Genomic DNA, 26,687 nt, shown 5'->3' on the forward strand with positions numbered 1-26,687 from the left:
CTTTTTATTACAAAACTGTCATTTCTAAGTTTTAAAAGTCTTCAATTAATCCTTTTTTTATTCCTTTTACTACTGCTCCTACTCGTGAATCTACATCTAGTTTTCTAATAATAGAAGAAATATGATATTCTACTGTTCTTTTGCTAATCGAAAGATCCATACTAATTTCGTAATTAGTCTTATCTTTGGAAATTAAAAGAAGTATCTTTTGCTCTGCAGAAGTAAGGGCTTCAAAATCCTTTGTACTAATTTGGTTTTTAGAAAATAGTATATAACCCATATTGCTTTGACGGATAGCATTAGCTAGATCGAAAGCAGATCTTTCTTTTGTAATATACGCACTAGCGCCGGCTTTGAATGCTGCATTGTAGTATTCTTCATGATCATACCCTGATAAAATAACAACTTTTGTTTCTGGAAATTTAGATAATAGTTCTTTTGTTAACTCAATTCCGTTAAATTCTTTCATACGAACATCTGTAACTACTACATCAGGGGATGTAGTTCCTACAACTTCAAGTAAAGAAGAAGGATCACTGACCGTATCTATAATCTCAATGTCTTCTTCACTTTCTAGTAATCTTCTAATCCCTAACATTACAAGTAAATGGTCATCCACTAGTAGCGTACGTATACTCATCTTTATCCCCCCAGTCCAATGGAATAGTGAATGTGACGAAAGTACCTTGTCCTTTATCAGAAGAAATTCTTATACTCCCATTTAATTCGGCAATTTGGCGATGAATAGTTAATAAACCAAGGTGGTTACCTTTACTAAAATCAAAGAAATTGTCCGGGACATCAAATCCTATTCCATCATCTTTTACACTGCACTGGTAGAAACCATTCTCTTCTAAAATAAGAACCGTAATGTTTTTACCTTTTGAGTGTTTAACAGCATTGTTTAACAGCTCTTTTATTATACGATAAACTTGTATTTCATGATTTTTGGAAATGATTTTGAACTCACAATTAAATTGAACATGAATTAAAATACTATAGTTTAATTCAAATTCCCGTTTTAAAGACTGTAAACTTGGCTCTAGGCCCAAATCTTCTACGATGATAGGGTGAAGGTCATGACACATCTTTCGAATGTTATAAATCATTCCTTCAAGTTGATCATCCATTTCATCTAGTAAAGTCACTGAGAATTTTCTTTTTGTTTGCATTATTCTAACTTCATTTAATTGTAAAATCAGACTCTGAAGGATTTCATCATGTAAGAAGATAGACAATCTTTTCCTCTCGTTTTCTAGAGACTGAATTACTTGATGGTTAAATTGGTTCCAGTTCTTAACTCTTGTCTTGGTTCGACGTAGTTGCTTTTCATTAATATTGAGAATAGCTGCACTTGAAAGTATATCTGCTGATTCACATATTAGTTCTTTAAGCTCATTGAACTCTTTCCCTTGGAAGAGGGTATGGTTGTTTTTCTCACCTATCACAATAACACCTTGAACTAATTGGTTTATTGCGATTGGAAAACAGATTAAGTGATATTTTTCAAAATGCATATGTATACTCGGGATTTGATCTTCAATAAGAAGTATATCTTTTTCAAGCTTATTTATTTCATTAAGAAAGTTAAATTGATTCATGGTTTGGAAAATGCCCGTCTCATGTAATGAATGATATATATTATTAGAATTCCATACAATGCATAAACCATTGATATCAAACTTCTGATGAATAACTTTTCCTATAATTTTTGCAAGGTTTTTAGCATGCTTTTCTTTGGACAATGTTTGGAAAAGTTCAATTTCATTTAGGTCCGTAGTCTCTTTATTTTTTGTCTTTTTATGTATAAAAGTGTTAATACCTAACTTATAAAGGAAAATCGAGGACCATGCAGACAAAAGGCCTACACTACATATAACAAATAATTCTCTATTAGAAAGATGCATGAATTGTTTAATTAAAATACTAAAAAGTAAAAAGTTAAGTATGTAAAAAAGCAATATATTAATCCACTTAGTAATTTCCAATTCGACTTCAATAATTTCATGTTTCACCAGTAGATAAGAAGTCGTCAGTGGAAAGACTACAATGCTGGGCAAACAATAGACAAAAGGTATTTGAGATTCTCCAAAAATTAATCCAGGTATTAAGTTGAATAAAAAAAGTGGACCAAAGCTAAAAACAATTCCGAAAATCAAGATATATAACTGATTTCTTACTTTTAATGAATTGGTTTTTAGATGCAAAGATATAAAGAAAATACATCCAGAAATACTAAGAAACAAGTTACCAATTAATAACACTCTGTATATGTAAAAAAAATTAGAATGCTCTACATAACCAAGGTAATTGCAAATTAAGTAAACTACAGATGATAGAGTTGAGAAAATTAACGATAAAAAAATTATAATTTTCACATACTTAGGTTTAGTCGAAACTGGGAAGTGAGCAAAGAAACTTAGTAATAGGTAAGAGAGCATAAATACACTAATGATCTCTATACTTTTGAAAACTGGTATATCTTGACTGGACAAAACAGAGGTAGAAATAGCAATACCAGAGACGGATGTTAATAAGAAGAAATTTTTGATTACGATTGATTTTTGTTTCTTAAAAAAGCTAAATAATCCAATGCTGAAAAATATCAGACTAATAACACTTACTACATAAAAAGAATGTAAAGTTGGTGAATCCACAAATTTTCTAAAATCACTTAGATATAAATAATATCCGTTCACTATAAAAATTATTATGTACAAAGTGCCTAAAGGCAAACAAATTAATAAATTATGTTTGTTCATGCTGTTGACTCCTTTGTAGAAATAAAGATTTGAAGTATTTCATTTCTGTCTTTGAAAGCTTAAAATGCTCTTCTAAAAGCTTAAATGCTTTCATGTAGTAAAACCTAGATAAGATATGACAATAATCGATAGAGCCTGATTGTTCTATGTACTCCCTTATCAACTGTCTTTTTAAAGGAGAGGTCATGATTTCTTCATCTTTTAACTTATGAAAAAAATCATCTTGTGTATCACAGCTATACTCATAAGCTTTTAAAAAAGGAAGGTACGCTTTTAAATCTCGAAGATCACTTTTCTCGTCATTCAGTACGTCTGCAGCATCATTTCTCAATTGACCAGCTACACCTATATAATAAGTGATTTTTTTTAATATAACGTGTGAAGGATCGATAGCTTGGGCAATTATCTCTGTAAGTTTACCAGATTTTTGTTTAATCAGTTTAAAGTAATCTTCTTCAGTAGGTATAACTCGTTTATTTATAGAGAAACGGAAGTGAAGGTCTTGCCACTCGCCACTTCCCGACTCCATTATAAGGTTAAAGAGGCAATTGTCTTCATAAGAGGTTGAGATAGGTCTGAGGTAGGAGAAGCCTTTTGCCAGTAGATATTGAGAAATAAGTATAAGATATCGATCTTCATTTTGAAAGGTTGGAAGATTTGGATCGTCACAATCACATATATCATCTACTATGTCTGCAGATAAGAATATACATTCGATACCAAAAGCCCTTTCAAAATCTTCCTTTGTCATTTTTCTTCTTTTCAAAAAATAAGAGAGAGTAAGGTATAATTCTCCCCATGAAAATCCTGAAAGTTCTTGGTTTAATAATTTTCCTCTTTTAGAGAGCTGCTTTAGAGCAAGAAAGTCTACTTCTGCTCTTCCATTTTGCTTATAGCTAGAAAGATGTTGTTTAATGTGGTCAATTAAATCACTTCTAAACCCATTCATTCCCAGCCTCGTTCCCTAGAACTATACTTCTTGCATATTCATTTAATATAACTTTTTCTTCAGATGATAGGGCATTCAAAGATGGACATAACTCATAATTTTCAAAGGTAAGGTTATTTTTTTTCATTTCCATTAAAAAACTCCATAGTTTTTTAGTCATAAGAAAAACCCTCTTTCTAGAAAATGGTTATTAAACTACTATAAGTAAAAATCTACAATAGAACTATTTATTTTTCAATACTATACTTTTATGTATTTTTTTGCATATGCGGAAATTTACAAAATCTTATTGCGGTATATACGGATTCTTTATAAAAAAGCGTCTGGTAAATTAAATGTATAAGACATAACGTCTTAATAAAAACTTTCTGGAGGAATAAAAAATGAATAACGTAAAAAACCTTTTTGATTTAGATGTACAAGTAACAACAACTTCAAGTGATGTGGATCCGCAAATCACAAGTGTATCCCTGTGTACACCAGGTTGTGGAGATACAGGTAGCTGGAACAGCTTCTGCTGCTAATTAACAATAGAGTTTTATAAAAAGGAAATGGACAAGATATAATTCTTAATAAAAACTTTCTGGGGGAATGAAAAATGAATAACGTAAAAAACCTTTTTGATTTAGATGTACAAGTAACAACAACTTCAAGTGATGTGGATCCGCAAATCACAAGTGTATCCCTGTGTACACCAGGTTGTGGAGATACAGGTAGCTGGAACAGCTTCTGCTGCTAATTAACAATAGAGTTTTATAAAAAGGAAATGGACAAGATATAATTCTTAATAAAAACTTTCTGGGGGAATGAAAAATGAATAACGTAAAAAACCTTTTTGATTTAGATGTACAAGTAACAACAACTTCAAGTGATGTAGATCCGCAAATCACAAGTGTATCCCTGTGTACGCCAGGTTGTGGAGATACAGGTAGTTGGAACAGCTTCTGCTGCTAATTAGAAGTCGAAAAGGAGGGAAACAATGTTGTTCCCTCTTTTCTCTTCTTTTGAATTATATTATAAAAGGAAAGGGAGATAAAAATTGATAGTACAAAAAGAAAAATTCAATCATAAATCTAGTGTAACTACCGAAAATAATTTATTTGAACCTCTTCCATTTTTTATGTTAAGAACCCCGTTTCTACCAACCCACACCTTCGACCAACTTAAGGATGAAACAACATTAGTGGAAAAGTTAAGAGATTATGTGGAAAAAGATTATGTAAAAGAAGCCATTGCTATTGCAAGTCCTTCTCTATTAAATTCCCTTCATTATATACATGGTGATTTAAGTAATAGAAAAACCCAACAAGTTCTATCTTCTACATTGCGTTACATGTTGAGAATGACAACTAGACCAACTCCTTTTGGAGCTTTCTCGGGAGTAGCAGCTGGACAATTTAAAAAGACTTCTTCCCTAAAAATAGATCATTTCAAAGAGTTTAAAAAGAGGGCACGACCAGATATGGAGTGGCTTTTGGGAGTTATTTCAGTTTTAGAAAGAAGCAATATCCTTCCTTCTCTAATTGTAGATAAGAATCGTGCATCGTATGTAGTAGGCGATCGTCTTCATTTGCCATTTTCAACTGAATGTGGTCAACTTCGAAAAAAAGGAATGGATAAAAAGGAAAATATTTCTATAATGTACAACGAAGTGGTTGAAAAGGTTCTCAATTTAGCTGAGGAAAGAATAACGGTCAGAGAAATTACACAAAGGTTACATACTATTTATCCAAATACAGATTTGACAATAATTCAACGCTTTATTATACAGCTATTGGAACAAGAATATCTTATAACGGAACTAAGGCCTCCTTTAACTGTTGATAATCCATTTAATTATCTCCTTGGAAAATTAGAAGAAAAAGATGAGAAGATAGAGCTCTATGAGGGATTGTTAAAGGTAAGGGAACTAATCAATACTTATAATCAATTACCATTAGGAGAAGGCCTTTCTCTTTATAGTGATTTGATTTCACAAATGCGACAGATTAATGAAGTCACAACGCCTCTTCAAGTAGATTTCTCCTTAAATGCCACAGATTTAACTATTGGAGAAAAGGTAGGAGAAGACATAAGCAGAGCTGCTCAAATATTATGGTCGATAGCTGATGAGGGAGTTGGATTTCCTCATTTACAAAAATATCATGTTGATTTTTTAGAAAAATACGGAACATCTAGGGAAGTTCCTTTACTGGAATTATTAAGTGAGGAGTTAGGTCTCGGTGCACCTGCCTCTTATCAAAATCCCAAGGGGAAAAGGGGAGGAGATACTACCACCTCTTCTATAAATCAAGAACGTAATAGTCAGTTATCATATCTTCTTATTAGAGCTATTCATAATCAAGAAAAAGAAATCGAGATTACTGAAGAAATAGCTCAGAGATTGAGTAAAGAAAAAGATAGAAGATATGCGCCGGATTCTTTAGAAGTATATGGAGAGTTACATGCTGCTTCACAAGAAGACTTAGATCAAGGTAACTATACATTTTGTTTAAGTCCTAACCCTGGATCTAACGCCTTAGGTAGCACATTTGGTCGATTTTTAGATATCTTAGATCCGGATGTTTCGTTGAAAATACAACAGTATCAACAAAAAATTGACCTTGAATTCAACGAAGATACTGTGATGGTAGAAGGCTCCTTTCTTCCAGCAACTGGCCGATCAGCCAACGTAGCAATTGGAAAAACGACAAGAAAAGTGAACGTTACTTTGGGAACAAACGGTGATGAAGAGACAATCCAGTTACCTATCGATGATATTGTGGTAGGGGCATCGTTAGAGAACTTCTATATGAAGTCAAAAAAATTAGGCAAACGCATTAAAGTAGTAGCTGGTAACATGCTTAATTATCAAAGTGGACCTAATATTTATCGCTTTATGAGGGAGATTTCACTCAATGATTTAGACCAATGGCGACCATTCAATTGGGGAAGTATGACACACTCTCCTTACTACCCAAGAATTCGTTATAAAAACATCATATTTTCACCTAATATTTGGAAATTAAATAAAGATGTTTTCGGTATGAGAGAGAAACCTCAGAATGAGGAAGAATTTTTTAAAGCTTTTGAAGAGTGGCGTGAAAAGTGGGCAGTTCCTCGTAATGTATTTATGACTTACGGAGATAATCGCATCTTAATTGATTTGGAGAACACCTTACACCTACGTGAACTAAAAAATGAATTATTCAAGCAAGGAAGGTTACAATTAAGAGAAACTTTTCAAGAACGGGATCAAAATTGCTTAAACAGCCCTTTGGGGAAACATGCTGTAGAAATAGTTGTTCCATTAAAGAAAACAGAAAACACTGAGCGAAGAAAGAAAATTGGTGCAATAGGGGAAGCGAAAAAAGATATTGTAAGTAATAAAATAATCTACAAGTTGCCAGGGAGCGAGTGGTTATATGTGAAACTCTATGCTCCAAACACAAGAGAGAATGACTTAATATTAAAACATCTTACGCCTTTTGCTAGTGAAATGGTTAAAAGTGATATGGCATTATCCTGGTTTTTTATGCGTTACCGCGATCCAGATTCACATATTCGTTTACGGTTTCAGGGAGACCCTTCTAAGCTTAGTGGGCTAGTCCTTCCTCGTTTAAGGGAGTGGGCAGATAAACTAATGGATTTAGGATTAATCCAAAAGATTACTATCGACACATATGAACGAGAAGTAGAGCGTTATGGTGGTCCCATATTAATAGAAAAAGCTGAGGATTATTTTTATTACGATAGTCAGTCTGTAGCCATGATTCTTAGTACGTTAAACCAACAAAATCATCTTCCAGCTTATGTAATGGCATCACTTTCAATTATAGACATCATGGATAACTTTGGCTTGAATTACGAACAACAATTAGCCTCTATAGAAAATAATACAGAAAAATATGAGTATATAGATGAATTTAGACCATTTCGAAAAGAACTATCCCTAATAGGAGATTCACGAAATGATTGGGAAAACTTGCGTAATTATAATTCTGGAGTCGGCAAATCTATATATGGAAGCTTCTTGATTCGCAAAGAATCTTTAGCCCGTTATGTGATTGAAATTAAAGAGTTACAAAAAAGAGATATGCTTTGGAATGAGCACCAAATGATTATGGGAGCAATTATTCATATGTACTGTAATCGATTATTAGGAGCAAATAGAGAATTAGAAAAGAAAGCATTAGCTTTTACTAGACATATTTTGTCCAGCCAGAAGTATTGGAGGAATAAGAATGAAGAATACGCTAGATCCTACAATGGAAAATGAGAAGGTATCATTTGTTAGCATTCTAAAATCTTTTCGATACTGGCCGAATCTGTTTAAGCTTTTGTGGGAGACACACAGAGGATATTTCTTCTGTGTTCTTATCCTAAATTTTCTAAATGGGCTATTACCAGCTTCCTTGATTTTATCAATTAAATATCTTGTAAATATGGTCCAAAATCTGTATACCCAAGGGTACAAAGATAACTATTTTTACGACATTTTACCTTTTTTTATCTTCTTTTCAGTTGTCACTTTATTAACCAGCGTTACGGGTTCAATCCTAGAAACGCATAAGCAATTGTACAGAAATCTACTGTCTAACAAGATAAATGTAAAATTGATTGAAAAAGCGAAAAGATTACCTTATGCAAGCTTTGAAAATCCAGAGGTATATAATAAACTCCAACGAGCAAGGCAAGATTCTACGTATAAGCCGTTTGCTATTTTTGAAGAGTTAATGGGTATCGTAAAAGGTGCTATTACTTTAATTTCTATTTCAATAATTTTAATGGTTTGGAACTGGGAGTTTACGTTGATCTTAATTTTATTACCTCTAATATCTGCCTGGTCTATTGTGAATGTGGGAAAAGAAATATTTTTAGTAAGCCATAAGCGAGCAGAGGAGACAAGAAAACAGTTTTATTACTATTATCTAATGACCACTGATATTACTGTTAAAGAGGTTAAAATATTTGGATTAGGTAGCTTACTACTAAGAAATTATTCGGACTTATTTAGTAAGTTCTATAATCAGGATCGACATTTGCTTTTAAAAAAGATGAGAATTGATTTATCTTTTCAATTGATAAGTGTAGTTTTTGTAATATTCATTCAATTTATGATCGTTAGGGATACAATCCAAGGGTTAATTGCTATTGGTAGCCTTATTGCTTATTTTCAAGCTGTCAACACGACTCAAAAAACGTCAAATGAGTTAATGTATATGATTTTTAACATGCATCAGAACAATCTATATATGACACAATTATTTTCCTTCCTTAACGTTCCGGAAAACACAGCTAAACCTAGTGTCTCCGAGAAAAAAACATTAGAAAATATCTCTTCAGTGGAAAAAGGTATTCAATTTTTAAATGTATCCTTTAAATATCCAGGACAAGAAAATTACACATTAAAAAATGTTAATTTTCATATTAAACCTGGAGAGACTTTGGCTTTAGTAGGATCTAATGGATCTGGAAAATCAACAATTGTTAAGCTACTAACACGACTATATACAGATTATGAGGGACTTATTCTCTTAGATGGTAAAAGAATTGAGGACTATCAGCCGCAGGATTGGCAGGATAGAATTAGTGCTATTTTCCAAGATTTTGTGAGATATGAGTTAGATGTCAAAGAAAACATTGGTTATGGTGATTACAAAAGGTCTAATCATTTAGTAGCTATACAAGCAGCAGCTAAGAGGTCCGGAGCGCTTACAATGATTGATAGCTTGCCTGATAAAATGGATACTCAGCTTGGAAAAACTTTTGCTAACGGTATTCAATTATCTGGAGGCCAATGGCAAAGAATTGCTATTGCACGAGCCTATATGAGAAGAGCAAGTTTATACATTCTTGACGAACCGACTGCTGCTTTAGATCCAGCTGCCGAAGAGGAAGTTTTTCAAGATTTTCAAGAGATTGCCCAGAAAAGTATGGGACTTTTCATATCTCATCGCTATTCAACTGTAAAATACGCTGACAGGATCATGGTACTTGATAAAGGAAAGGTCGCTGAGTATGGAACTCATGTAGAACTTTTAGATACAAATGGAATATACGCCAGATTATTTAATCTGCAAGCTAAGAGTTATATAGAAGCCAGTGCAACACAAGCAAGCTCATAAGGAGAAAGGAGAAAATTATGCCATCTATTACTGAACAAAAAACGTATTGGTTAAGGGGAATTGATAATGAGACAAGAAATAAAGCACTAAAATTAGTGTTAAGCATAGCTGCAAAGTTAAAGGATCCAAGTGGTGTAGAAAAAATAATAATGGCTCCTGATAACGTATCATTGGCAGGTAATTTGAATCCATGGGATCCTATCACATTGTCCCATGGTTTTCCAGGCACTATTTTATTATTTGGGGAACTTGACCGTCAGTTTCCTGATAGTGGGTTTGACCTTATTGCACATAACCATTTAGTAGAAGTACAGAAGGTTATTGAAAAGCAAGGGGTAAATAGTATTTCGATGTTTGGAGGTATAACAGGTGTCGCTTATGCCACGTTGTATATATCCCATAATTATGAGAGGTATTCTCGATTCCTCCAAGTCTTAAATAATTTTATATTGATGCAATTAGAAAAGATATTAAATGAACCAGAGAAGGAACCAGGTGTACACCCTCTAAAATATGATGTGATACAAGGAATGACAGGAATAGGTCGCTATCTCATTGAGAATACGAAGTATAAAGAAAATCGGGAAGCACTAAAAAAAATACTTACTTATTTTGTGGGTATGTCTTCTGATATCGAGGTATACGGTGAAAAAGTACCGGGTTGGTATGTTTCAAAAGCAAATCAACTACTAGAAAAAGATAGAATTATGTTTCCAGAAGGGAATTTTAATTGTGGTCTTGCTCATGGGATACCGGGTCCACTTTCTCTTATGGCTCTATCGATTCAAAAGGGAATTGAAATACCTGGTCAGAGGGAAGCTGTGCGCAAAATTACCAATTGGTTAATGAAGTGGAAACAAGTAGGTAGTGGTTGGCCTTCCAGACTAAGTTTTCAAGAAGTAGCTACTTCCAAAATCTCTCATACTTATCCAAAACGTCAGGGCTGGTGTTATGGAGATCCAGGCGTAGCGAGAAGTATATATTTAGCTGGAAAGGCCCTAGACGACACAGCAGCAATAAGGAGTGCAGTGGGAGCTTATCAGGACATACTGGTAGAACAAAAAGAAGAATGGGAATTAGTATCGCCAACATTTTGTCATGGAAGAGCAGGGTTATTACAAATGCTTATAAGGATGGCAAAAGATGAAGAGAATCAAATCCCAGTTCAATCAATAGTAGAGTTAGTACATTATATAGAAGAATCATATGATCCTAATGCACCCTTTGGTTTTAGAGATATAGAATTCAATGGAGAGAAGTCACATCAATTAAATAAGGCTGGATTACTCGAAGGTGTAACTGGCGTATTATTACCTTTACTAAGTTTAAGTTCAGTGGAAGAACCTTGGTGGGACGGGGCATTTTTACTTTCTTAATTAAGATTCAGGGGGGCTATGATAAATGGACGTTAAGAATATTGCAGAGAAAAAAATACTGGTAGGGGTAAGTGGATCGATTGCAGTGGCAGGCATTTTTCAATATTTAGCTATGCTAAAGGCAAACTTTAGTGAGGTAAAAGTTATAATGACGAAAGGTGCAGTTCAACTTATTCCAGCTGAGACAGTAAAGTTATATTGTGACGAGGTATTTATTGATGAAAAGCTTAGCTTGAGTGGAACCATAGGACATGTGGAATTAGCGAGGTGGGCCGATTTAATGGTCGTACTTCCAGCTACAGGAAACACATTATCTAAAGCAGCTCATGGTCTAGCAACTGATTTATTAAGTACGGTAATACTAGCTCATGATAAACCCGTTATCTTTTTTCCAAACATGAATAAATTAATGTGGGAAAAGAAAGTAGTTCAGCATAATGTTAAGCTACTACAACAATATGATCATATTGTTGTACCTCCTGTAAAAACAACAGCTTTTGAAATTGCAACTATGTCATTGAGGCCTAACTATGTGTTACCTAATCCGCAAAATATATTAAATATTATTTCTAAACAATTAGAAGAAAGAAATACACTATTGAATGTTTGTGAAAAAGTTGAAGTTCAATAAAAACTCACAAAAATGTGAGTTTTTTTCTTTTCTTTATTTTTTATTTATATTTGTCTTTTATATTAAACCATAAGGAGGGATTGAATATGAAAAAAGAAATTGTTTTAGAAGCAAATAACATCACAAAAGCAGTGGGTGGAAAGAATATTGTAAGCCAATTCTCAACTAAGGTGTATAAAGGAGATATATGCGGCTTCTTGGGACCCAATGGAGCAGGAAAAACAACTGTTATGCGAATGTTTACAGGACTTATTCGTCCTACTGAAGGCTCAATAATGGTAGGGGGTAAAGATGTAAATAAAGATAGACAACAGGCTTTAAGAAATGTAGGAGCAATTATAGAATCTCCTATCTTTTTCCCTTACATGTCAGGAAGAAAGATGTTACAAAATCTAGCGAGACTATATCCTGATCTATCGAGAAAAGAACAGTTAGAACAGGTGGAGGCAGCATTATCCATTGTAAGACTAACAGAGGATGCGGATGTAAAAATCAAGAATTATTCATTAGGTATGCGACAAAGGCTGGGAATTGCTCAAGCTCTCTTAGGAGAGCCAGATGTCATTTTATTAGATGAGCCAGCAAACGGTCTGGATCCTATGGGAATGAGAGAATTAAGAGAATTAATTCTTGAACTTCGAGAAAAGAAAAACCTAACATTTTTCATCTCTAGTCATTTACTTGATGAAATTCAACAAATGTGTGATCGTCTTGTCATTATTCGTAACGGTAAACTTGTTACACAAGGAAGCAAAGAGGAGTTAATTAAAGATCCAAGCAAGAGACTAGAGGATATATTTGTGGAGATGATGACATCATGAAAGGACTTTTCACTTCAGAGTTAGAACGATTATGGTCCCAAAAGATATCATGGATCATACTATTTTTTATACCCTTGATGTCAATAGGCTCAGTCAAATATTACTTGAGTTGGAATGAACGGGTGTCACCAGGGGAACCAGATTATGTAACTTCCTTAAACTTTCCTATAATCAGCATTTCTGAACATCTCGTTGTTTCTTTTAATATCATAGCTATAATACTAATTTCTACGGTTATAGCTAATGAGATAGAAAATGGGCAGTTAAGAATGATCCTCATTCGTCCTTTTTCTACAACTCAACTTTTTTTAGCAAAATTAGCTACTATTTTAACAACCATGTTCTTGTATTTAACTCTATTTTGGATTTTAAATACTGTTGCTGGTTATATCTTTTTTCCAAAGGTTGATACCTTAATAACATTTTTAGATGAGCAGAAATTATCTTTGACAGCAGCTTTATTATATAACTTAAAATATTTCTTTGCTTGTTTTGTGACAATGATTAGCGTTGTATCAGTTTTTACATTATTAGGATCGATAAGCAGAAGTACAATGATAACACTTGGTGCAGGGGTTGGCTTTATTTTCTTAGCAATTGCCATTCCTCAACTCTTAGAATTTTCCACACAAACTATTATTGGACACAATACAGTGGTTCACCTTATGTACATGTCTATTGTGAAAATTCAGCACACGGGAATAGCATTTTTACTTTCATCAACTAACAATCTAAATTCTTACATAATTTTAGTTCAAGCAGTATATATTGCTATATTTGGTTTAATTGGTTATTTGACGTTTGTGAAGAGAGATTATTTTATATGACTCAAGGAGGGTTTTAATTGAAAGCATTATTTATAAGCGAATGGGAGAGACTTTGGAGCCAGAGAAAAAGTAAATGGATGATTGGGATTTTTGCTGTGATTGTACTTCTTCAAGCTTGGTTCTTAAGGTACTATGGAGTTGGAATTTATAATAATGATCAGCAAATTCCTCTAAATACTTGGAATTTTCCATGGTTTTTATTAAAAGAATCTTCATTTTTACTTACATTAATCTTTATGCCAGTATTTTTTCTAAATAGCCTTAATGTAGAATATAACTCAGGAGCGTATCGCCTTTTTTTAATTAGACCTTTTAAAAGAAAATCATTCCTAATTTCAAAATGGTTCTCTCTTGCCTTAATGGTACTAGTACATTTATTAATTATTCTAGGGATCGGCATAGCGTTTGGTTTTATCTTCTTAAAACCAGATAATGATTTTATTTTTTATGGTCAACAGAAAAATGCTATAGAAGCTATATTATATACAGTACAAGTTTATGGTCTCTTTTTCATCATTCAAATGTGCTGTTTAGCTCTTGCTAGTTTAATTAGTGTAATAATTTCAAATGCGGTTATTAGCTTTTTCTTATTAATTGGGTTATATGTAGGTTGTTTGTATGTTTCTAGCCAACTTTCATTTTTCTTATTATCAGTCCAAAGTATCTTTCATACTCTTAGTACCGGTAGCAATTCTTTATATGCTTTTGCATTAATTATTATGGTAGTTGGTTTTGGTGCTTGCGTACGAATTTGGAGTAAAAAAGAATTTACTTCTTAAGCAAAAATAGGAGGGAAAACTAAAATGGCTATATTGGAAGCAAGAGAAATTAAAAAAGTTTATAAAACTAAGTACAGAGCGTATCCTGTCCTGAAAAATATAAGTTTAGATGTTGAAGAAGGAGACTTTGTAGCAATTATGGGTCCTTCGGGAAGTGGAAAGTCGACCTTATTAAATGTGCTTTCCTCCCTTGATATCCCCTCAGAAGGGGATATCAAGGTTGGAGGAACCACTCTAACAGGTATGAAAGAAGAACAGTTAGGTATTTATCGACGTGAACATATTGGTTTCATCTTTCAAAATTATAACTTGCTAGATCATTTGACTATCGAAGAAAATATTTTATTACCTGCTGCTTTAAAAAAAGGAGATAAGAAAGGTGTACAGAATAAACTTCAAACATTTGCTGAAGAATTAGAAGTGACAAAATTTTTAACTAAATATCCTTATGAAGTCTCTGGGGGACAGCAGCAAAGAGCTGCTATCATTCGTGCTCTTATTAACAATCCTGCTTTATTATTTGCCGATGAACCGACAGGGAATTTAGATTCTAAATCTGCTCAAAATGTTCTACATACTCTAAACGCATTAAATGAGAAGTACAAAACAACTATTCTAATGGTAACTCATGATTCTGTAGCTGCTAGCTTTTGTAACAGAGTCATATTTTTAAAAGATGGTAAAATTGTCCATGAGATGAAACGCTGCCAATTAGAAGATACATCTAAATTTAATCAAAGAATCTTATCATTTGTCGCTAAGGAAGTGGGGGATCGTAGTGTCAATGCGGAAATATATAATTAAGAATATAACCCGTAACCTTTCTCATTACACAGTATACATACTTAGTAGTATTCTTTCTGTAGCAATTTTTTATATGTACGCAGCCTTTCTGTTGTATCCAAAGGTTTCAGGAACGGAACAATTATTAATTGCATGTGAAATTATTATATTACTATTTTCTTGTTTTTTTATCGCATATTCACATGAGCATTTCCTTAGAGAAAGAAAAAAAGAAATGGGTATTTGGAAAACATTTGGAGCCTCTAGAAGGCAATTGTTTAACGTGCTCGTTTTAGAGAACGCCGTAGTTGGTACGTTTTCTATTTTAGTAGGTATTTTATTTGGAATGCTGTTATCAAAGATTTTCTTTAATTTTATGAGTGATATTCTATTTTTGAATCAATCGTTCATTTATACTTTCTCTCCCGTGGCTGTTTTTGTTACGGTTATTTTATTTGGAATAGTATTTTTACTTGTTTCATGTCGAAGTTACTTAAAAATTAAACGAATTGCAGTTCTAGAGTTATTTCAAGAAGAAAGAAAACCTAAACCTTCAGCTCAATTCTCTAGGATTAAATTCCTTTTATCTATCTGTTTTCTTTTAGCCTCTTATATATTTATTTCTTATGCATCTTTACCTATACTATTATTTTCCTTTTTACCCTTATTAGTCTTAGTACTAGTAGGCACATACCTATTCTGTTCAAATGGTTTAGTAGGTGTAATATCTTATTTAAATAATAAAGAAAAACGGCAGTTAAATGGGATAAAGATGTTAACTCTTATAAGTTTAAGAAAAAAATTATATTATAATTCAAAAATTATCTTTATCGTATCTATTCTATTATCTGCAATTATGATATCAATAGGTTCTATTCAGTTATATATAGAAAATAACAATCAAAGAATGCAAAGAACTCACCCTCAAGGAGCATTATTTGTTGTATCAAAGGGGAAGGAAAACAAAATAGAAGATAGTATAGATGAATTGAAGAGACAAGGAATAAAGGATTTACAAACGAAGAAATGGGAAGGACTAAAAATTTCTTTAGAGAGTGGGAACAAGGAATTTTTAGTAATACAGAATGATCCATCTTTTATAAAAGATGAAGATTCATTAAAAAATAACAATTATATTTTTAATAATAAAAAAAAGTATGATATTACTAATGGAATCGTAAAATTAAAATCTGAAAAAGGGGAGAGAGATCTAAAAGTTAAAGAGATGAACGGTAAAAGAGTTCTTAATCCCATAGATGGAATTGAGGGTATTATCTCTGTACCGAAAAATACTTTTAGTAAAATATATAGAATAACGATTTCTGAAAAGAAATTGTTACTTTATAAACTAGATTTTAAAGAGGATGCAAAAAGTTATAACCTCTTAAAAAAATTATCCGATACACCCTTGTTAAAATCGGGTAATCTTCATAATGTTCGACTTCTCGATTATGAAAATACAGTTCAATTATCCTCAATACTGAGACTTACAGGACTGTTTATATGCTTAGTTTTGTTTCTTGCTTTAGCTAGTCTGCTTTGGTTTAAACTGTATGAAGATATGAATGATGATAAAAAAGTATTCCACTCATTACGAAAAGTTGGTCTTACAGATAAAGAAGTTAAAAGGACTTTGTATATTCAAATTTCAGTCATATTCTTTGTTCCTTTATTTATAGGGGGATTAAATTTATTTATAGCTACTAATGCCTTGCAAAATATATTAGAAGGAATTACAATTTATTCTATAATAGTAATATTTTTAATATTTGGAGTGTCTCAATTTATTATCTATCTTATTTCTAGTTACTTTTATTCTAAAAAGGTGCTGTGAAAAAGAGGTATTTTTTGTCTAGGAGAGTACTAACTAATTGACCTCTCCTAGGTAAATCAAATATTAGGGGGGCGGGGAGGTATGTATTTATGCAAGAAAGTATTCTTGTGGTCGATGATGAGTTAGAGATTGTAGATATAATCTCTGATATCTTTGAAGATCGAGGTTATAGAGTTCTTAAAGCTTATAATGGAGAACAAGCATTAGATCAGTTAAAGGCAAAGGTAGATTTAATAATATTAGATGTTATGATGCCTCAAATGGATGGCTTTGATCTTTGTAAAGTTATTAGGGAACAAATTCATTGTCCTATTCTGTTTTTAAGCGCGAAGCACTCAGAGATGGATAAGGTAAAGGGTTTAACTTTAGGGGGAGACGATTATATAACAAAGCCTTTTCAAGTGAAAGAACTTATTGCTCGGGTAGAGGCACACTTAAGGCGTGAACATAGGGAGAGAGTTAGTACTCAAAATCAACGTCTTTTAGGTAATTTAACTATTAACTATTCACAACATGACGTTTTATTAGATGGTAATAAGATAGATTTGACCAGTAAAGAGTTTAAGATATTAGAACTCTTAACAGTAAACTTAGGACAAATATTTTCTAAAGAACAGATTTATGAGAAAATTTGGGGTATTGATGCAATGGGTGACTTAAATACTATTATAGTTCATATTAACAACTTAAGGGCTAAATTAACTTCGGGTATGTCAACTTATCACATTAAAACAGTGTGGGGAGTAGGATACAAATTGGAAAAACGCTGATGATCAAACGGCTATCTTTAAAAAATCAGTTTATCTTAACCTTTGCTTCTGTAATTTTTCTAAGCCTCATAAGTACAATTGGTAGTTTAGTTTTAATATATTATTTTCTCTCTGTCTACAATGAAAAGTCAGTTCAACCTGCTAATTACTACGAGAAAAAAGTTCCTAGTATAGAAAAGTTTGTCGAATCAAAAGGAGAAAAGATAGTAGACGTATCTTTTCAAAAGAATTTAGAAAAAGTTATTCCTATGGAAGGTATTACATACCAGGTTATAAACCTTAGAGGAAAGAAAGTGTATGGCACCTTAGATGATCAATTAATAGAAAGTAACAAAAGTATATATGAAAAAGTTAATCGATCTGATCAAAAAGGGAAGGTCATAACGAAGTACCTTCCAGTCCTCGACAAAAATAAAATGGTAGGAGCTTTAGCCGTACGATACGTGTTAGCATCATCTATTGACTATTATATAAAATACATATTTCTTATAATATTATTAATTCCCTTTTTATTTTTAACACTTTACTCATACTTATTTGCAAGACGTTTAGGGAGAGAATTAAATAAGCCGATTAAAGAATTGAGTGCTGCTTCTCAGAAAATTAAAAATCAAGATTTGGATTTTGAAATTAAATATGAAAGTGAAAATGAAATTGGTACATTAATTGATTCCTTTAACAGTATGAAAGCAGAGTTAAAAACATCACTTTATCTTCAATGGAAATTAGAGCAAGAGCGTCGAGATATGGTGGCTTCTATTGCTCATGATTTAAGAACACCTCTAACAATCATATTATCTCATGTAGAGGTCTTAATGGATCCATCATTAAATGGGCAGAAACGTTTACCACAATACTTGCAAACAATAAAAAACAATACTCAAAGAGTATTGCATTTGACAGACGAAATGAAAAGAGTGTCTGAAGTAGATAACCCAGATTTTACTCTTGAGCTTGAAAGCGTCCTTCCTATAGAAATGTTACCAGAAATGTTAGAAGAATTTAAAAAGTGGGCTGAGGATGAGAAAATAAATCTTACTTACAGCTTCACTAGCAAATTGGAAGAAGAAAATTCTGAATTTGTATTAGATCCAAAACGTTTGCATCAAATTCTTACTAATTTAATTTCTAATAGTATTCGTTTTACTCCAGTAGATGGGAGTATTCATGTTCAAGTTCAGATAGAGAAAGATGAGATGTTTTTTTCTATTTCTGATACAGGAAGAGGCTTTGATACTAAAGATTTACCTTTCTTATTCAGTAAATTTTATCAAGGGGATCCTTCAAGAAACGACCAACTTCATCATGGTTTAGGTTTATATATTGTAAAAGAGTTAGTTATAAAACATGGCGGAGAAATTTGTGCTAAAAATAATGAACCTCAAGGAGCATGTATTGAATTTAATATCTCTTCTATTAATAAATAAAAAAATGAACTATGATATTCATAGTTCATTTTTTTATTTATTTGACCGCGTTATATACGTCTAGTTGACCATTTCCCCAATAAGCTAAATTAGGTGTAATATCTTTTTTCACTCCGTTTTTGTAGAGATAATCAATAGAACTATTTGGACGATTTTTATAATGACGTTGGTCGATAATCAAGGCCACAGTAGCAGAAACCTTCGGTGCAGCCATGGAAGTTCCAGAAGCAAATAAGTATCTGCCCGTGTTAAAGGTAGTTAATACTTGTTCTTGTCGGAAAAGTCCACCATCCCACCATGCCTCTTGGCCGTATTTTTCTAATAATCTAGAATCTCCCCCTGGAGCAGCGATATCAATATAATTTTTTCCGAAATTAGAGAATAAAGAAAGTTGTTGCGTAGGACCAGTAGAAGACACGGTAACTACACCAGGCAATTCCCCTGGAGCCTCAATCCCTACCCCATTAAATGTTTTTCCTTCTTCCGCATATTTTTTCTTAAGAAAATCATTTAGCTCTGATTTGTTGGAAACATCTATTGAATCGTTTCCTGCAGAAGCAACTACCACACTACCTAACTTATTAGCATACTCAATTGCAAGTTTATATCCTTCAACATCTGCCCACTTATTATCTAAAAGTTCCCCGTCTTTATATATTTCGCCATCAATATAATAGGAACCAAGGCTAAGATTAATAACATCGACGTCATCCTTAGCTGCTTGAATAATTGCTTTAATGATCCACACAGCATCAGCTGACTTATTACCGAACACACGATATGCTTTAATTCCTGTATTAGGTGCCACCCCTTTAATTTCGCCATTGGCAGCGATAGATCCAGCTACCATAGTCCCATGTCCATTAATATCATTAATACTATTAATATCGCCTGTTTCTTCAGGTTCTGTCCCTCTGAGCCCACCTTTTGGAACAAGATTTTTTGATCCACTTTTTAGATTGTCTACGAGGTCTGGGTGGTCGATGTCAATTCCAGAGTCAACAATTCCAACAGTTACATTAGGAGAACCTGATTCTATGTTATAACTTTCTCCATTGTGCGTAATTTCTTTCATATCCCATTGCATATCCCATAAAGCAGGAAGGGTGCTATTTAAACTTTTTATTGAGTTTACGCCTAAATTAGGCTTTTTTAAAGATTCAGGGATAGAAGGCTTTTCTAGTTTTAGAGAAGGGCTTAAGGATTTAAATAAAGAAGCATTTTTTTTAGCAACTGTTTGATTTCCTTTAAATTGAACTAGTCCTATCTCAGAAACAGTATAAGTAATTTCTCCCTGGCTCTTTTTAATCTTCTCTATAGAGTGTTTCCACTGAGAACGATTTTTTAAGATAACCGTATAATATTGATTTGTTTCTGCTTTAGCATGCATATCATTAGTAAAACAAAAGCAGAGTAAGAGGGTAGTAATGATTATAGTGAGTTTTTTCATAATCTTCTCCTTATATTTATAATTTAGAGGTGGAATCCGGGATTGAACCGGAGATCAAGGTTTTGCAGACCTTTGCCTTAATCACTTGGCTATTCCACCTAGATCCTATAAATATAAGATAACGAATATTGATAGATTTATAATCTGAATATATCGAAGAAATAACTAGTATATTCCGCAAGATAGATAAATATGATTAAGTATTTATAAAAACCAACTCACAATATATGGATATTAATTCTCGTCCGTTTCATGAAAAAGGTAAGCAACTAAGCCAACTCCCAGCACCTCTTACATCGACATCTACTAATCCCCTACTGCAGTAAAAGTTATTTTTTATTTTTCGAGTGGACAGGCAAGCCTACTGCATTAGCTACATAGTATCTAAAGAATCGCGACTTCGTTACCTAATCAGTAGCTAGTTCAGTAACATTACCTCGGTTATACAAGCTATATACGCCTAGCGAGGCCCTTCGTGGAACCTCGTCCCTTCAAGGCTTATTCCTTTGTTTCTTTTAGTCCACTAGCCATGCTTGACCCTACTATTCTAACCATAGGAAGCATTGTCTTAGGAATTGCTATCATCGAACGAATCTTAGAGCGATGGGGTGTCATCGATCTTGTTGATCAATTTGCGAAAGTAATGCGATTTATCTTGCCTGTCACGTTCTATAGCGCGTTGATTTACTTTTTTGGGACCTTTATGTTTTGAGGAGGGTTTTAGATGTTTGAGAAACTAAAATTGCGTGGAAAGCTTATTAAAGCGTTTCGTACAGCAGAAATTTATCGGGTTATAAAGCGTGGGGATCGTACTTCCTATCAATTTCCTAAAATCCATCGGATCGATCATCAGCACTCCTACACTCGGTATGCTTTTTCCTTACTGAATGGCATTGATCCTGAACTTTTAAATAAAAAAAGATGGGCATTACGACAAGTATTAGGCAGCAATATTGAAATAAACGGCAGCTTAAAGAACTTTAGTATTACCGTTCATCACAAAAGCCTACCTACGATGCTTACTTATGAGTATGAAATCATTTACCCTCATATTAAGAAAATGGAGCTTCCTGTATGCATTGGTCAAGATGTCTATGGAAACCCTGTTTCATGGGAGTTTGCTGATTTAGAAACCTTATTGATATCTGGGGAAATTGGAGCCGGAAAAAGTAGTCTCATGCGTGTGATCCTCACAACATGGGTGAAATATACATCTCCTGAAGATTTGCGATGGGTATTAGTGGATCTCAAGCGAGCTGATTTAGGCCTATTTAATGGGATTGCACATGTAGATACGCTTTGTTTTGAGGCAAAGGATATGAGAAAACCATTTGCGTTATTACGAGCTGAAATGTATCGGAGAGGCGATTTATTGTTAGAACATGGTGTGACACATATAAGCAGGCTTCCGTTTAAGCTCCCTCGGATTGTAGTAGTGGTTGATGAAATGTCCATCGTGAAGAGAGAAACGGATCTTGTAGAGATGATTCAACAGTTTGCAAGTCAAGGTCGTGCTCTAGGTGTTCATACCATCATTGCCATGCAGCGTCCCGATGCCGATTTGTTGAATTCCGCACTCAAAGTAAACTTAAGGGTTCGGATCTCTGGCAGGCGGATGCGATAAATGCGAAAGTAGCCGGAGTAATTGGCGCAGAAGAAATCGATGCTGCAGCCAGGGACGCATGAAAATTAAGATTGATGAGGTCAAAGAGTTTCAAGCCTACTTCTTAGATGAAGGAGCTTGTAAGGAAATACTCTCTTCTTATAAAAGGCTTGTGAAAGATCCCGAACCAGAACTCGAAGTTACATCACAATCCATCTTTGGGTTATTAGAGAAGGAGGAGCAGCGATGAGTTTCCGTTTATCTCAACGTGATAAAGACATCATAGCGTTTATCAATCAATTTAGAGCTGTGGATCGAGACTCATTAGTTGATCTCTTCTTTAAACAGCTTAAATCGCCCGTAAACGCATGTAATAGCGTCATGGTACGTTTAACATTATGTAGTAGAAATTAGGTTCATTTTAAGGCTTATTCTGGACTAAAAGTATTCTTTGTACAGGTAAGGTTTTACTAGGAATTTCAACAAGAATGCCAATATTCCATATAAAAATTAACTAATTCAATGTGTTGCTCCCATGCTTCTTCCTATTTTTAATGAAAGCTACAAGAAGAAGAAAAGGGGGAACGATTCCAAGAAGAGGAATATGTATAACACGCATTGCTACCTTTAGTCCTTCATAGTTATGTTCTTGAAGATTACTGGCGATGGTAATAGACAAAAAGAGAACAATTAGACCTAAAGGATAGGATAACTGTGAAGGTGATTTAACCTTGAATAAATGCGCTGTTCCTATGACAGCTGCATAGAATAACACGCAGATTTTAAAAAAGATAGTGGTAATTAAAGCAAGCATAAAAAACACATCAAGACGTTCCAAGAAGTTAGCTACTTGAATGCTTTCCACCGTGCTAAGAAGAGGATATTGTGAACGTGCGGTCAAATTAACCCCCAGTACGCAAACATTAATAAGCATCGTAATAATTAAATTGATTCCACTTAATCCTGTTGCGCATAACATAGTTACCTTTGCTTTCTTTGGATTGTCTAAATAGGGCAAAATCATCGTAAATACAATGACCTCTGTAAATGGGAAATACAACGTTTGAGTAAATACCACTTTTAGAACAGGAGATAATCCCTCTTCCAATATAGGTTGTAAATTTTTAAAGTGAATTAAGCCAGAAGAAACAATTAAGATAAAGCCAGCAACCGCAAGGACATACATAAATATAAAAAGTAGTTCTCCTGATCGAGCTATGACCTCAATTCCTTTTCTGATTGTATAAATAATGACAAGCATTAATAAAGCATTTGCGATGAATAAAGGTGTGTCAGGATAGGCAAAGGTTAACAGCATCTCACCAAAATCACGTAGAACCCTTGAGGCATCATACATAAAGTAAAGAATGTAAACAAAGGCTAGTACGGTTCCCAGTACCTTCCCTAGAATCCTTTGCATATATTCTGTAGGTAAGAGATCCGGATAATAGGTATAAAGCTTATGATACACTAATAACAATGCGAAACTGCATACCATTCCAAGCAGAATAGCAAGCCATGCATCTTGTTTCGCATCTATCGCAAGAGGTACCAATAAAGCACTCCCCAGTTCAAATAGGACCATTAAAATAAAGAGTTGAATGGCACTAATCTTTGCTTTTTCCATTTACCTGGAACCTCCTTTTCTTTACTTTTGATTCTCTTTTAAACCTGAAAGAAACGATTTGTTTCGTAAGCCAGCCCGACGGACATAGGCTTCTACAGTGATATCGACATTTAGTTTTGGAAAGTAGACATCATTCCATTCCTGTTTTACTCTTTTAAATTGCTTTGGTCTAAAACGGTGAACTACTTCCCCGAATCCTAAGATATCTGTTTTATTTTTTTGTGCACGTTCAACAGCTGTCCCTAGCTCTTTTTTTATTTCTTTACTTATAGACTGTTCAATTTCTTTAATGAGCTTTGGATTAGTGATATCAACAGGTACATCAATTTCCCCTAAATCTCCTTCAACACGTGTATGAACAAAAATATGTGGTTGGCCATTTTTAACTTGATAAGAAATACTGGTTTTTTGACGAACGGTTTGATAAGCAATGGCTTCCTTTTTTCCTTTCCAATTAATATTGATATCGGTTCCCTGAATTTTATTGAGAATCCACACGGTTCCTCTGGCTGGTTTTCCATATAGCCAATCTATTAACTTCCCTTGTTTTAAAACAGCAATTCCGGAAGCTTTAAGCGTTTCCGCAGGTGCACTTTCCTGAAGGTTATCCAACTTTTGAGCTTGCTGAGGATTCCCAACTAGACGGAACCCTGAAACCACAGTTCCTCTTCCAGGAGATTCAATGCTTGCCATCACCTCTTGAAGTGATGTTTTTACATTCTCTCCCCATTTCCTTTGTGTGAACTCCAATGTTTTTAATATTTTATTGGCCGGAATTTTATCAACAGGTGTTAACGTTTTAACCACATCAGCTGCGGTTGAATGGTTCGCAATCACAATAGTTGAAGTATTTCGAAACTCTGGATCACGATCTAAACCATCAATTAATGTACCAAGCCCTTCTTCTTTAGCCAACTTTTCTCCAACTACGACTAAATTTGTATGCGCATAATACAATCGTCGAGAAATCCTGCTTGAAGCCCGTCTACTTGCTTCGACTATATTATTTCCTGAAGCCGAGTAAATGGTAATAGGGGGGCTCTGAGTACCGCCGCCGCCTCCTTGCATACCTCCTGCTACATTTCCAGGATTTATAATTTGGAGCGTTATGTGATACCTTCCGTCTTTTGTCTTATCCAAACCCATGGCTGCGACAATAGCGAGGTCAGTTAATTCTTTTTTACTCCAACAACTTGTAAGAAACAAGGTCATTGTCAATATTAGTAAAAGAAAAACTCCTTTACGCTTCATTATTGCCACCTTCCTCGAAATCTCGATTCACCATACCACGAGATGTAGGAGGCTGTGGGGCTCTATCTTTACCTTCTCGAATTGTATTGGCAGTAATTAATCGAGGTCGCTGTCTCAATGTCCACCATGGTAATCTTACAACAGTATCTCCATTATTCACTGGAATGAAGGGAGCAAATGGAGCCATGTAGGGTACCCCAAAGGAACGTAAACTGCATAGGTGGACAACCATCATTAAAAGGCACAGAATGATGCCGTAGAAACCAAATGTTGCTGCACCAATCATAAATAAAAAACGAATTAAGCGAGCTGAAATTGCCATATCGAAAGAAGGTGTAGCAAAACTAGCAATAGCTGTGATTGATACAATGATAACCATTGCTGGTGACACAATACTTGCTTGAACGGCTGCCTGACCAATTACAAGGGCCCCGACAATAGATACAGCTGAGCCAACAGCCTTGGGTAATCGTATCCCTGCTTCTCGTAAAATTTCAAAAGTTAATTCCATGAGAAGAGCTTCCACAAATGCCGGAAAGGGAACAGCTTCCCTTTGTGCCGCAATGGCTACGATGAGCGTAGTTGGCACCATTTCCTGATGGAAGGTTGTAACAGCGACATAGGTAGCAGGCGCGATAAGCGAAATCATAAACATAAAAATACGTAAAAGACGAATTGAGGTTGCAATGTCGAACCGGGCATAATAATCTTCAGCTGATTGGAAAAATTGAATAAATACAGCAGGCGCAATAAGTACAAAAGGTGTCCCATCCACAAATATAGCAATCCGCCCTTCTAACAAGTTTCCAGCTACAACATCAGGTCTTTCCGTATTGTAGATAGTGGGAAAAGGGGTGAATGTTTGATCCTCTATTAGTTGTTCAATATAACCTGATTCCAAAATGCTATCAATATCAATTCGATTTAATCGCTGACGAATTTCTTTAACAACTTTATCATTGGCAATGCCATGTATGTACATAAGTGTCACATCTGTCTTTGTTACACGTCCAATTTTTAAAGATTCCATCCACAAATCGGGGGTCTTAATGATGCGACGTACCATAGCTGTATTGGTTCCAAGAGACTCTGTAAACGCTCCTTTTGGTCCTCGTACGACCATCTCGGTAGTGGATTCCACAATGGAACGTTTTTCTCCACCTTTGGTGCTAGCACTCAGTGCTTGTTTTACTCCATCCACTAGGATAAGAGTATCTCCTGCCATTAAAGATGCAAATAAATCATCCAAGTTAGTGATGGAGGATATATTTCCAATTGTCATTATATCTTTAGAAAGGAGGTCTATCGCATTGTGCTGATTTATTTCTTCTTTATAATCATCCTTCATCATGGATTGCAGTAGATAATCTTGAATTGACTGATTGTCTACAATTCCCTCTATATAGACAATCCCCGTTTTAATGTCAGAAGCCCCTCCCATTTTTATCTCACGAATAACAACATCTGAACTATTTCCAGTCTTTTGCTTAATCATGTTAAGATTGCCCGATAATGAAACTTGTATTTGTTCTATTGGTTGATCAGTAGTTTGATTCTCGTCATCTTGTGCTGATTTCTTTTTTTGTTTGCGATCTTTAAAAAACGAAGGCATAGATTTGAGCACCCTTCTTTCAGTTTTTATTACTTTGACCACATAAGAGTTTTTTATGTAAAAATTAACAATAAATAT

At 34.1% G+C, this 26,687-nt stretch carries 24 protein-coding genes and 1 tRNA gene; 16 read left to right on the forward strand and 9 right to left on the reverse strand.

The annotated features are described in order from the left end of the window. Window positions 1-31 precede the first annotated feature (31 nt). The 4 genes from AC0KUU_RS24130 to AC0KUU_RS24145 are packed head-to-tail and all read right to left on the reverse strand — an operon-like array spanning window position 32 to window position 3,871. Window positions 32-640, reverse strand: coding sequence for a response regulator transcription factor (locus AC0KUU_RS24130; protein ID WP_080781677.1), 609 nt, complete (start codon window positions 638-640; stop codon window positions 32-34). Further along, complete coding sequence (locus AC0KUU_RS24135; protein WP_322552761.1) at window positions 612-2,762, reverse strand: sensor histidine kinase; 2,151 nt, start codon at window positions 2,760-2,762, stop codon at window positions 612-614. Before AC0KUU_RS24135 ends, AC0KUU_RS24130 begins: the two co-directional genes overlap by 29 nt. Continuing rightward, a complete protein-coding gene (locus AC0KUU_RS24140; protein ID WP_043981765.1) occupies window positions 2,749-3,711 on the reverse strand; it encodes a polyprenyl synthetase family protein in 963 nt (320 codons plus the stop codon). Before AC0KUU_RS24140 ends, AC0KUU_RS24135 begins: the two co-directional genes overlap by 14 nt. After that, complete coding sequence (locus AC0KUU_RS24145) at window positions 3,698-3,871, reverse strand: hypothetical protein (RefSeq protein ID WP_322552760.1); 174 nt, start codon at window positions 3,869-3,871, stop codon at window positions 3,698-3,700. Before AC0KUU_RS24145 ends, AC0KUU_RS24140 begins: the two co-directional genes overlap by 14 nt. Window positions 3,872-4,094: 223 nt before the next feature. Between AC0KUU_RS24145 and AC0KUU_RS24150 the strand changes: the two genes are divergently transcribed. From AC0KUU_RS24150 to AC0KUU_RS24215, 14 genes are all read left to right on the forward strand, one after another. After that, on the forward strand, window positions 4,095-4,235 hold the full coding sequence (locus AC0KUU_RS24150) for a gallidermin family lantibiotic (RefSeq protein WP_043981766.1): 141 nt from the start codon (window positions 4,095-4,097) through the stop codon (window positions 4,233-4,235). Window positions 4,236-4,309: 74 nt separating this feature from the next. Further along, window positions 4,310-4,450: a gallidermin family lantibiotic gene (locus tag AC0KUU_RS24155; protein ID WP_043981766.1), complete on the forward strand. Its 141-nt coding sequence runs from the start codon at window positions 4,310-4,312 to the stop codon at window positions 4,448-4,450. 74 nt (window positions 4,451-4,524) lie between these two features. Next, window positions 4,525-4,665 (forward strand): gallidermin family lantibiotic, encoded by a 141-nt coding sequence (locus AC0KUU_RS24160; protein WP_043981766.1) that lies wholly within the window; start codon window positions 4,525-4,527, stop codon window positions 4,663-4,665. Between the two features lie 85 nt (window positions 4,666-4,750). Continuing rightward, window positions 4,751-7,969: a lantibiotic dehydratase gene (locus AC0KUU_RS24165; RefSeq protein WP_322552759.1), complete on the forward strand. Its 3,219-nt coding sequence runs from the start codon at window positions 4,751-4,753 to the stop codon at window positions 7,967-7,969. Continuing rightward, entirely contained in the window at window positions 7,935-9,818 is a 1,884-nt protein-coding gene (locus tag AC0KUU_RS24170) for an ABC transporter ATP-binding protein (RefSeq protein ID WP_043981768.1), read from the forward strand. Before AC0KUU_RS24165 ends, AC0KUU_RS24170 begins: the two co-directional genes overlap by 35 nt. Before the next feature lie 17 nt (window positions 9,819-9,835). Beyond that, window positions 9,836-11,194 carry a lanthionine synthetase C family protein gene (locus AC0KUU_RS24175; protein ID WP_322552758.1) on the forward strand — a complete coding sequence of 453 codons (1,359 nt, stop codon included), beginning with the start codon at window positions 9,836-9,838 and terminating at the stop codon, window positions 11,192-11,194. 25 nt (window positions 11,195-11,219) lie between these two features. After that, window positions 11,220-11,825 (forward strand): flavoprotein, encoded by a 606-nt coding sequence (locus AC0KUU_RS24180; RefSeq protein ID WP_043981770.1) that lies wholly within the window; start codon window positions 11,220-11,222, stop codon window positions 11,823-11,825. Between the two features lie 86 nt (window positions 11,826-11,911). Beyond that, window positions 11,912-12,646 (forward strand): ABC transporter ATP-binding protein, encoded by a 735-nt coding sequence (locus AC0KUU_RS24185; protein ID WP_322552757.1) that lies wholly within the window; start codon window positions 11,912-11,914, stop codon window positions 12,644-12,646. Next, the gene (locus AC0KUU_RS24190; RefSeq protein WP_322552756.1) at window positions 12,643-13,473 is read left to right on the forward strand and encodes an ABC transporter permease; all 831 of its coding nucleotides are present in this window, start codon (window positions 12,643-12,645) and stop codon (window positions 13,471-13,473) included. The genes AC0KUU_RS24185 and AC0KUU_RS24190 overlap by 4 nt, the downstream gene beginning before the upstream one ends. Window positions 13,474-13,490: 17 nt before the next feature. Next, window positions 13,491-14,252, forward strand: a complete 762-nt coding sequence (locus AC0KUU_RS24195; protein ID WP_043981773.1) for an ABC transporter permease — start codon at window positions 13,491-13,493, stop codon at window positions 14,250-14,252. A 24-nt stretch (window positions 14,253-14,276) separates the two neighbouring features. Beyond that, window positions 14,277-15,056 (forward strand): ABC transporter ATP-binding protein, encoded by a 780-nt coding sequence (locus tag AC0KUU_RS24200; protein ID WP_043981774.1) that lies wholly within the window; start codon window positions 14,277-14,279, stop codon window positions 15,054-15,056. After that, on the forward strand, window positions 15,037-16,869 hold the full coding sequence (locus AC0KUU_RS24205; RefSeq protein WP_322552766.1) for an ABC transporter permease: 1,833 nt from the start codon (window positions 15,037-15,039) through the stop codon (window positions 16,867-16,869). The genes AC0KUU_RS24200 and AC0KUU_RS24205 overlap by 20 nt, the downstream gene beginning before the upstream one ends. Before the next feature lie 89 nt (window positions 16,870-16,958). Then, window positions 16,959-17,639, forward strand: a complete 681-nt coding sequence (locus AC0KUU_RS24210; RefSeq protein ID WP_043981776.1) for a response regulator transcription factor — start codon at window positions 16,959-16,961, stop codon at window positions 17,637-17,639. Beyond that, complete coding sequence (locus tag AC0KUU_RS24215) at window positions 17,639-19,066, forward strand: sensor histidine kinase (protein ID WP_116733227.1); 1,428 nt, start codon at window positions 17,639-17,641, stop codon at window positions 19,064-19,066. Before AC0KUU_RS24210 ends, AC0KUU_RS24215 begins: the two co-directional genes overlap by 1 nt. A gap of 37 nt (window positions 19,067-19,103) precedes the next feature. Here AC0KUU_RS24215 and AC0KUU_RS24220 read toward each other — a convergent pair whose 3' ends face one another. Further along, entirely contained in the window at window positions 19,104-20,516 is a 1,413-nt protein-coding gene (locus AC0KUU_RS24220; RefSeq protein WP_322552755.1) for a S8 family peptidase, read from the reverse strand. 27 nt (window positions 20,517-20,543) lie between these two features. Then, window positions 20,544-20,615: transfer RNA gene (locus AC0KUU_RS24225), tRNA-Cys, on the reverse strand. A gap of 376 nt (window positions 20,616-20,991) precedes the next feature. Between AC0KUU_RS24225 and AC0KUU_RS24230 the strand changes: the two genes are divergently transcribed. Both AC0KUU_RS24230 and AC0KUU_RS24235 read left to right on the forward strand, forming a co-directional pair. Next, window positions 20,992-21,228, forward strand: coding sequence for a hypothetical protein (locus AC0KUU_RS24230; RefSeq protein ID WP_241771387.1), 237 nt, complete (start codon window positions 20,992-20,994; stop codon window positions 21,226-21,228). 12 nt (window positions 21,229-21,240) lie between these two features. After that, entirely contained in the window at window positions 21,241-22,140 is a 900-nt protein-coding gene (locus AC0KUU_RS24235; protein WP_322552754.1) for an FtsK/SpoIIIE domain-containing protein, read from the forward strand. 493 nt (window positions 22,141-22,633) lie between these two features. Here AC0KUU_RS24235 and AC0KUU_RS24240 read toward each other — a convergent pair whose 3' ends face one another. From AC0KUU_RS24240 to AC0KUU_RS24250, 3 genes are read right to left on the reverse strand one after another with little or no spacing between them, the layout of a single operon-like run. Then, the gene (locus AC0KUU_RS24240; protein ID WP_322552753.1) at window positions 22,634-23,746 is read right to left on the reverse strand and encodes a GerAB/ArcD/ProY family transporter; all 1,113 of its coding nucleotides are present in this window, start codon (window positions 23,744-23,746) and stop codon (window positions 22,634-22,636) included. 21 nt (window positions 23,747-23,767) lie between these two features. Next, window positions 23,768-24,997 carry a Ger(x)C family spore germination protein gene (locus AC0KUU_RS24245; protein WP_162213394.1) on the reverse strand — a complete coding sequence of 410 codons (1,230 nt, stop codon included), beginning with the start codon at window positions 24,995-24,997 and terminating at the stop codon, window positions 23,768-23,770. Continuing rightward, window positions 24,987-26,609, reverse strand: a complete 1,623-nt coding sequence (locus AC0KUU_RS24250) for a spore germination protein (protein WP_322552752.1) — start codon at window positions 26,607-26,609, stop codon at window positions 24,987-24,989. The genes AC0KUU_RS24245 and AC0KUU_RS24250 overlap by 11 nt, the downstream gene beginning before the upstream one ends. Window positions 26,610-26,687: the final 78 nt, after the last annotated feature.

The sequence above is a fragment of the Priestia sp. ST2 genome (assembly GCF_055810735.1).

Excerpts from the sequence above, each read along its gene's own strand:
- AC0KUU_RS24235 (WP_322552754.1), top strand. The coding sequence starts at position 21,241 with ATGTTTGAGAAACTAAAATTGCGTGGAAAGCTTATTAAAGCGTTTCGT.
- AC0KUU_RS24245 (WP_162213394.1), bottom strand. The coding sequence starts at position 24,997 with ATGAAGCGTAAAGGAGTTTTTCTTTTACTAATATTGACAATGACCTTG.
- AC0KUU_RS24180 (WP_043981770.1), top strand. The coding sequence starts at position 11,220 with ATGGACGTTAAGAATATTGCAGAGAAAAAAATACTGGTAGGGGTAAGT.
- AC0KUU_RS24150 (WP_043981766.1), top strand. The coding sequence starts at position 4,095 with ATGAATAACGTAAAAAACCTTTTTGATTTAGATGTACAAGTAACAACA.
- AC0KUU_RS24200 (WP_043981774.1), top strand. The coding sequence starts at position 14,277 with ATGGCTATATTGGAAGCAAGAGAAATTAAAAAAGTTTATAAAACTAAG.
- AC0KUU_RS24175 (WP_322552758.1), top strand. The coding sequence starts at position 9,836 with ATGCCATCTATTACTGAACAAAAAACGTATTGGTTAAGGGGAATTGAT.
- AC0KUU_RS24130 (WP_080781677.1), bottom strand. The coding sequence starts at position 640 with ATGAGTATACGTACGCTACTAGTGGATGACCATTTACTTGTAATGTTA.
- AC0KUU_RS24170 (WP_043981768.1), top strand. The coding sequence starts at position 7,935 with ATGAAGAATACGCTAGATCCTACAATGGAAAATGAGAAGGTATCATTT.
- AC0KUU_RS24185 (WP_322552757.1), top strand. The coding sequence starts at position 11,912 with ATGAAAAAAGAAATTGTTTTAGAAGCAAATAACATCACAAAAGCAGTG.
- AC0KUU_RS24190 (WP_322552756.1), top strand. The coding sequence starts at position 12,643 with ATGAAAGGACTTTTCACTTCAGAGTTAGAACGATTATGGTCCCAAAAG.
- AC0KUU_RS24240 (WP_322552753.1), bottom strand. The coding sequence starts at position 23,746 with ATGGAAAAAGCAAAGATTAGTGCCATTCAACTCTTTATTTTAATGGTC.
- AC0KUU_RS24210 (WP_043981776.1), top strand. The coding sequence starts at position 16,959 with ATGCAAGAAAGTATTCTTGTGGTCGATGATGAGTTAGAGATTGTAGAT.
- AC0KUU_RS24220 (WP_322552755.1), bottom strand. The coding sequence starts at position 20,516 with ATGAAAAAACTCACTATAATCATTACTACCCTCTTACTCTGCTTTTGT.
- AC0KUU_RS24140 (WP_043981765.1), bottom strand. The coding sequence starts at position 3,711 with ATGAATGGGTTTAGAAGTGATTTAATTGACCACATTAAACAACATCTT.
- AC0KUU_RS24155 (WP_043981766.1), top strand. The coding sequence starts at position 4,310 with ATGAATAACGTAAAAAACCTTTTTGATTTAGATGTACAAGTAACAACA.
- AC0KUU_RS24205 (WP_322552766.1), top strand. The coding sequence starts at position 15,037 with ATGCGGAAATATATAATTAAGAATATAACCCGTAACCTTTCTCATTAC.
- AC0KUU_RS24160 (WP_043981766.1), top strand. The coding sequence starts at position 4,525 with ATGAATAACGTAAAAAACCTTTTTGATTTAGATGTACAAGTAACAACA.
- AC0KUU_RS24215 (WP_116733227.1), top strand. The coding sequence starts at position 17,639 with ATGATCAAACGGCTATCTTTAAAAAATCAGTTTATCTTAACCTTTGCT.
- AC0KUU_RS24250 (WP_322552752.1), bottom strand. The coding sequence starts at position 26,609 with ATGCCTTCGTTTTTTAAAGATCGCAAACAAAAAAAGAAATCAGCACAA.
- AC0KUU_RS24135 (WP_322552761.1), bottom strand. The coding sequence starts at position 2,762 with ATGAACAAACATAATTTATTAATTTGTTTGCCTTTAGGCACTTTGTAC.
- AC0KUU_RS24145 (WP_322552760.1), bottom strand. The coding sequence starts at position 3,871 with ATGACTAAAAAACTATGGAGTTTTTTAATGGAAATGAAAAAAAATAAC.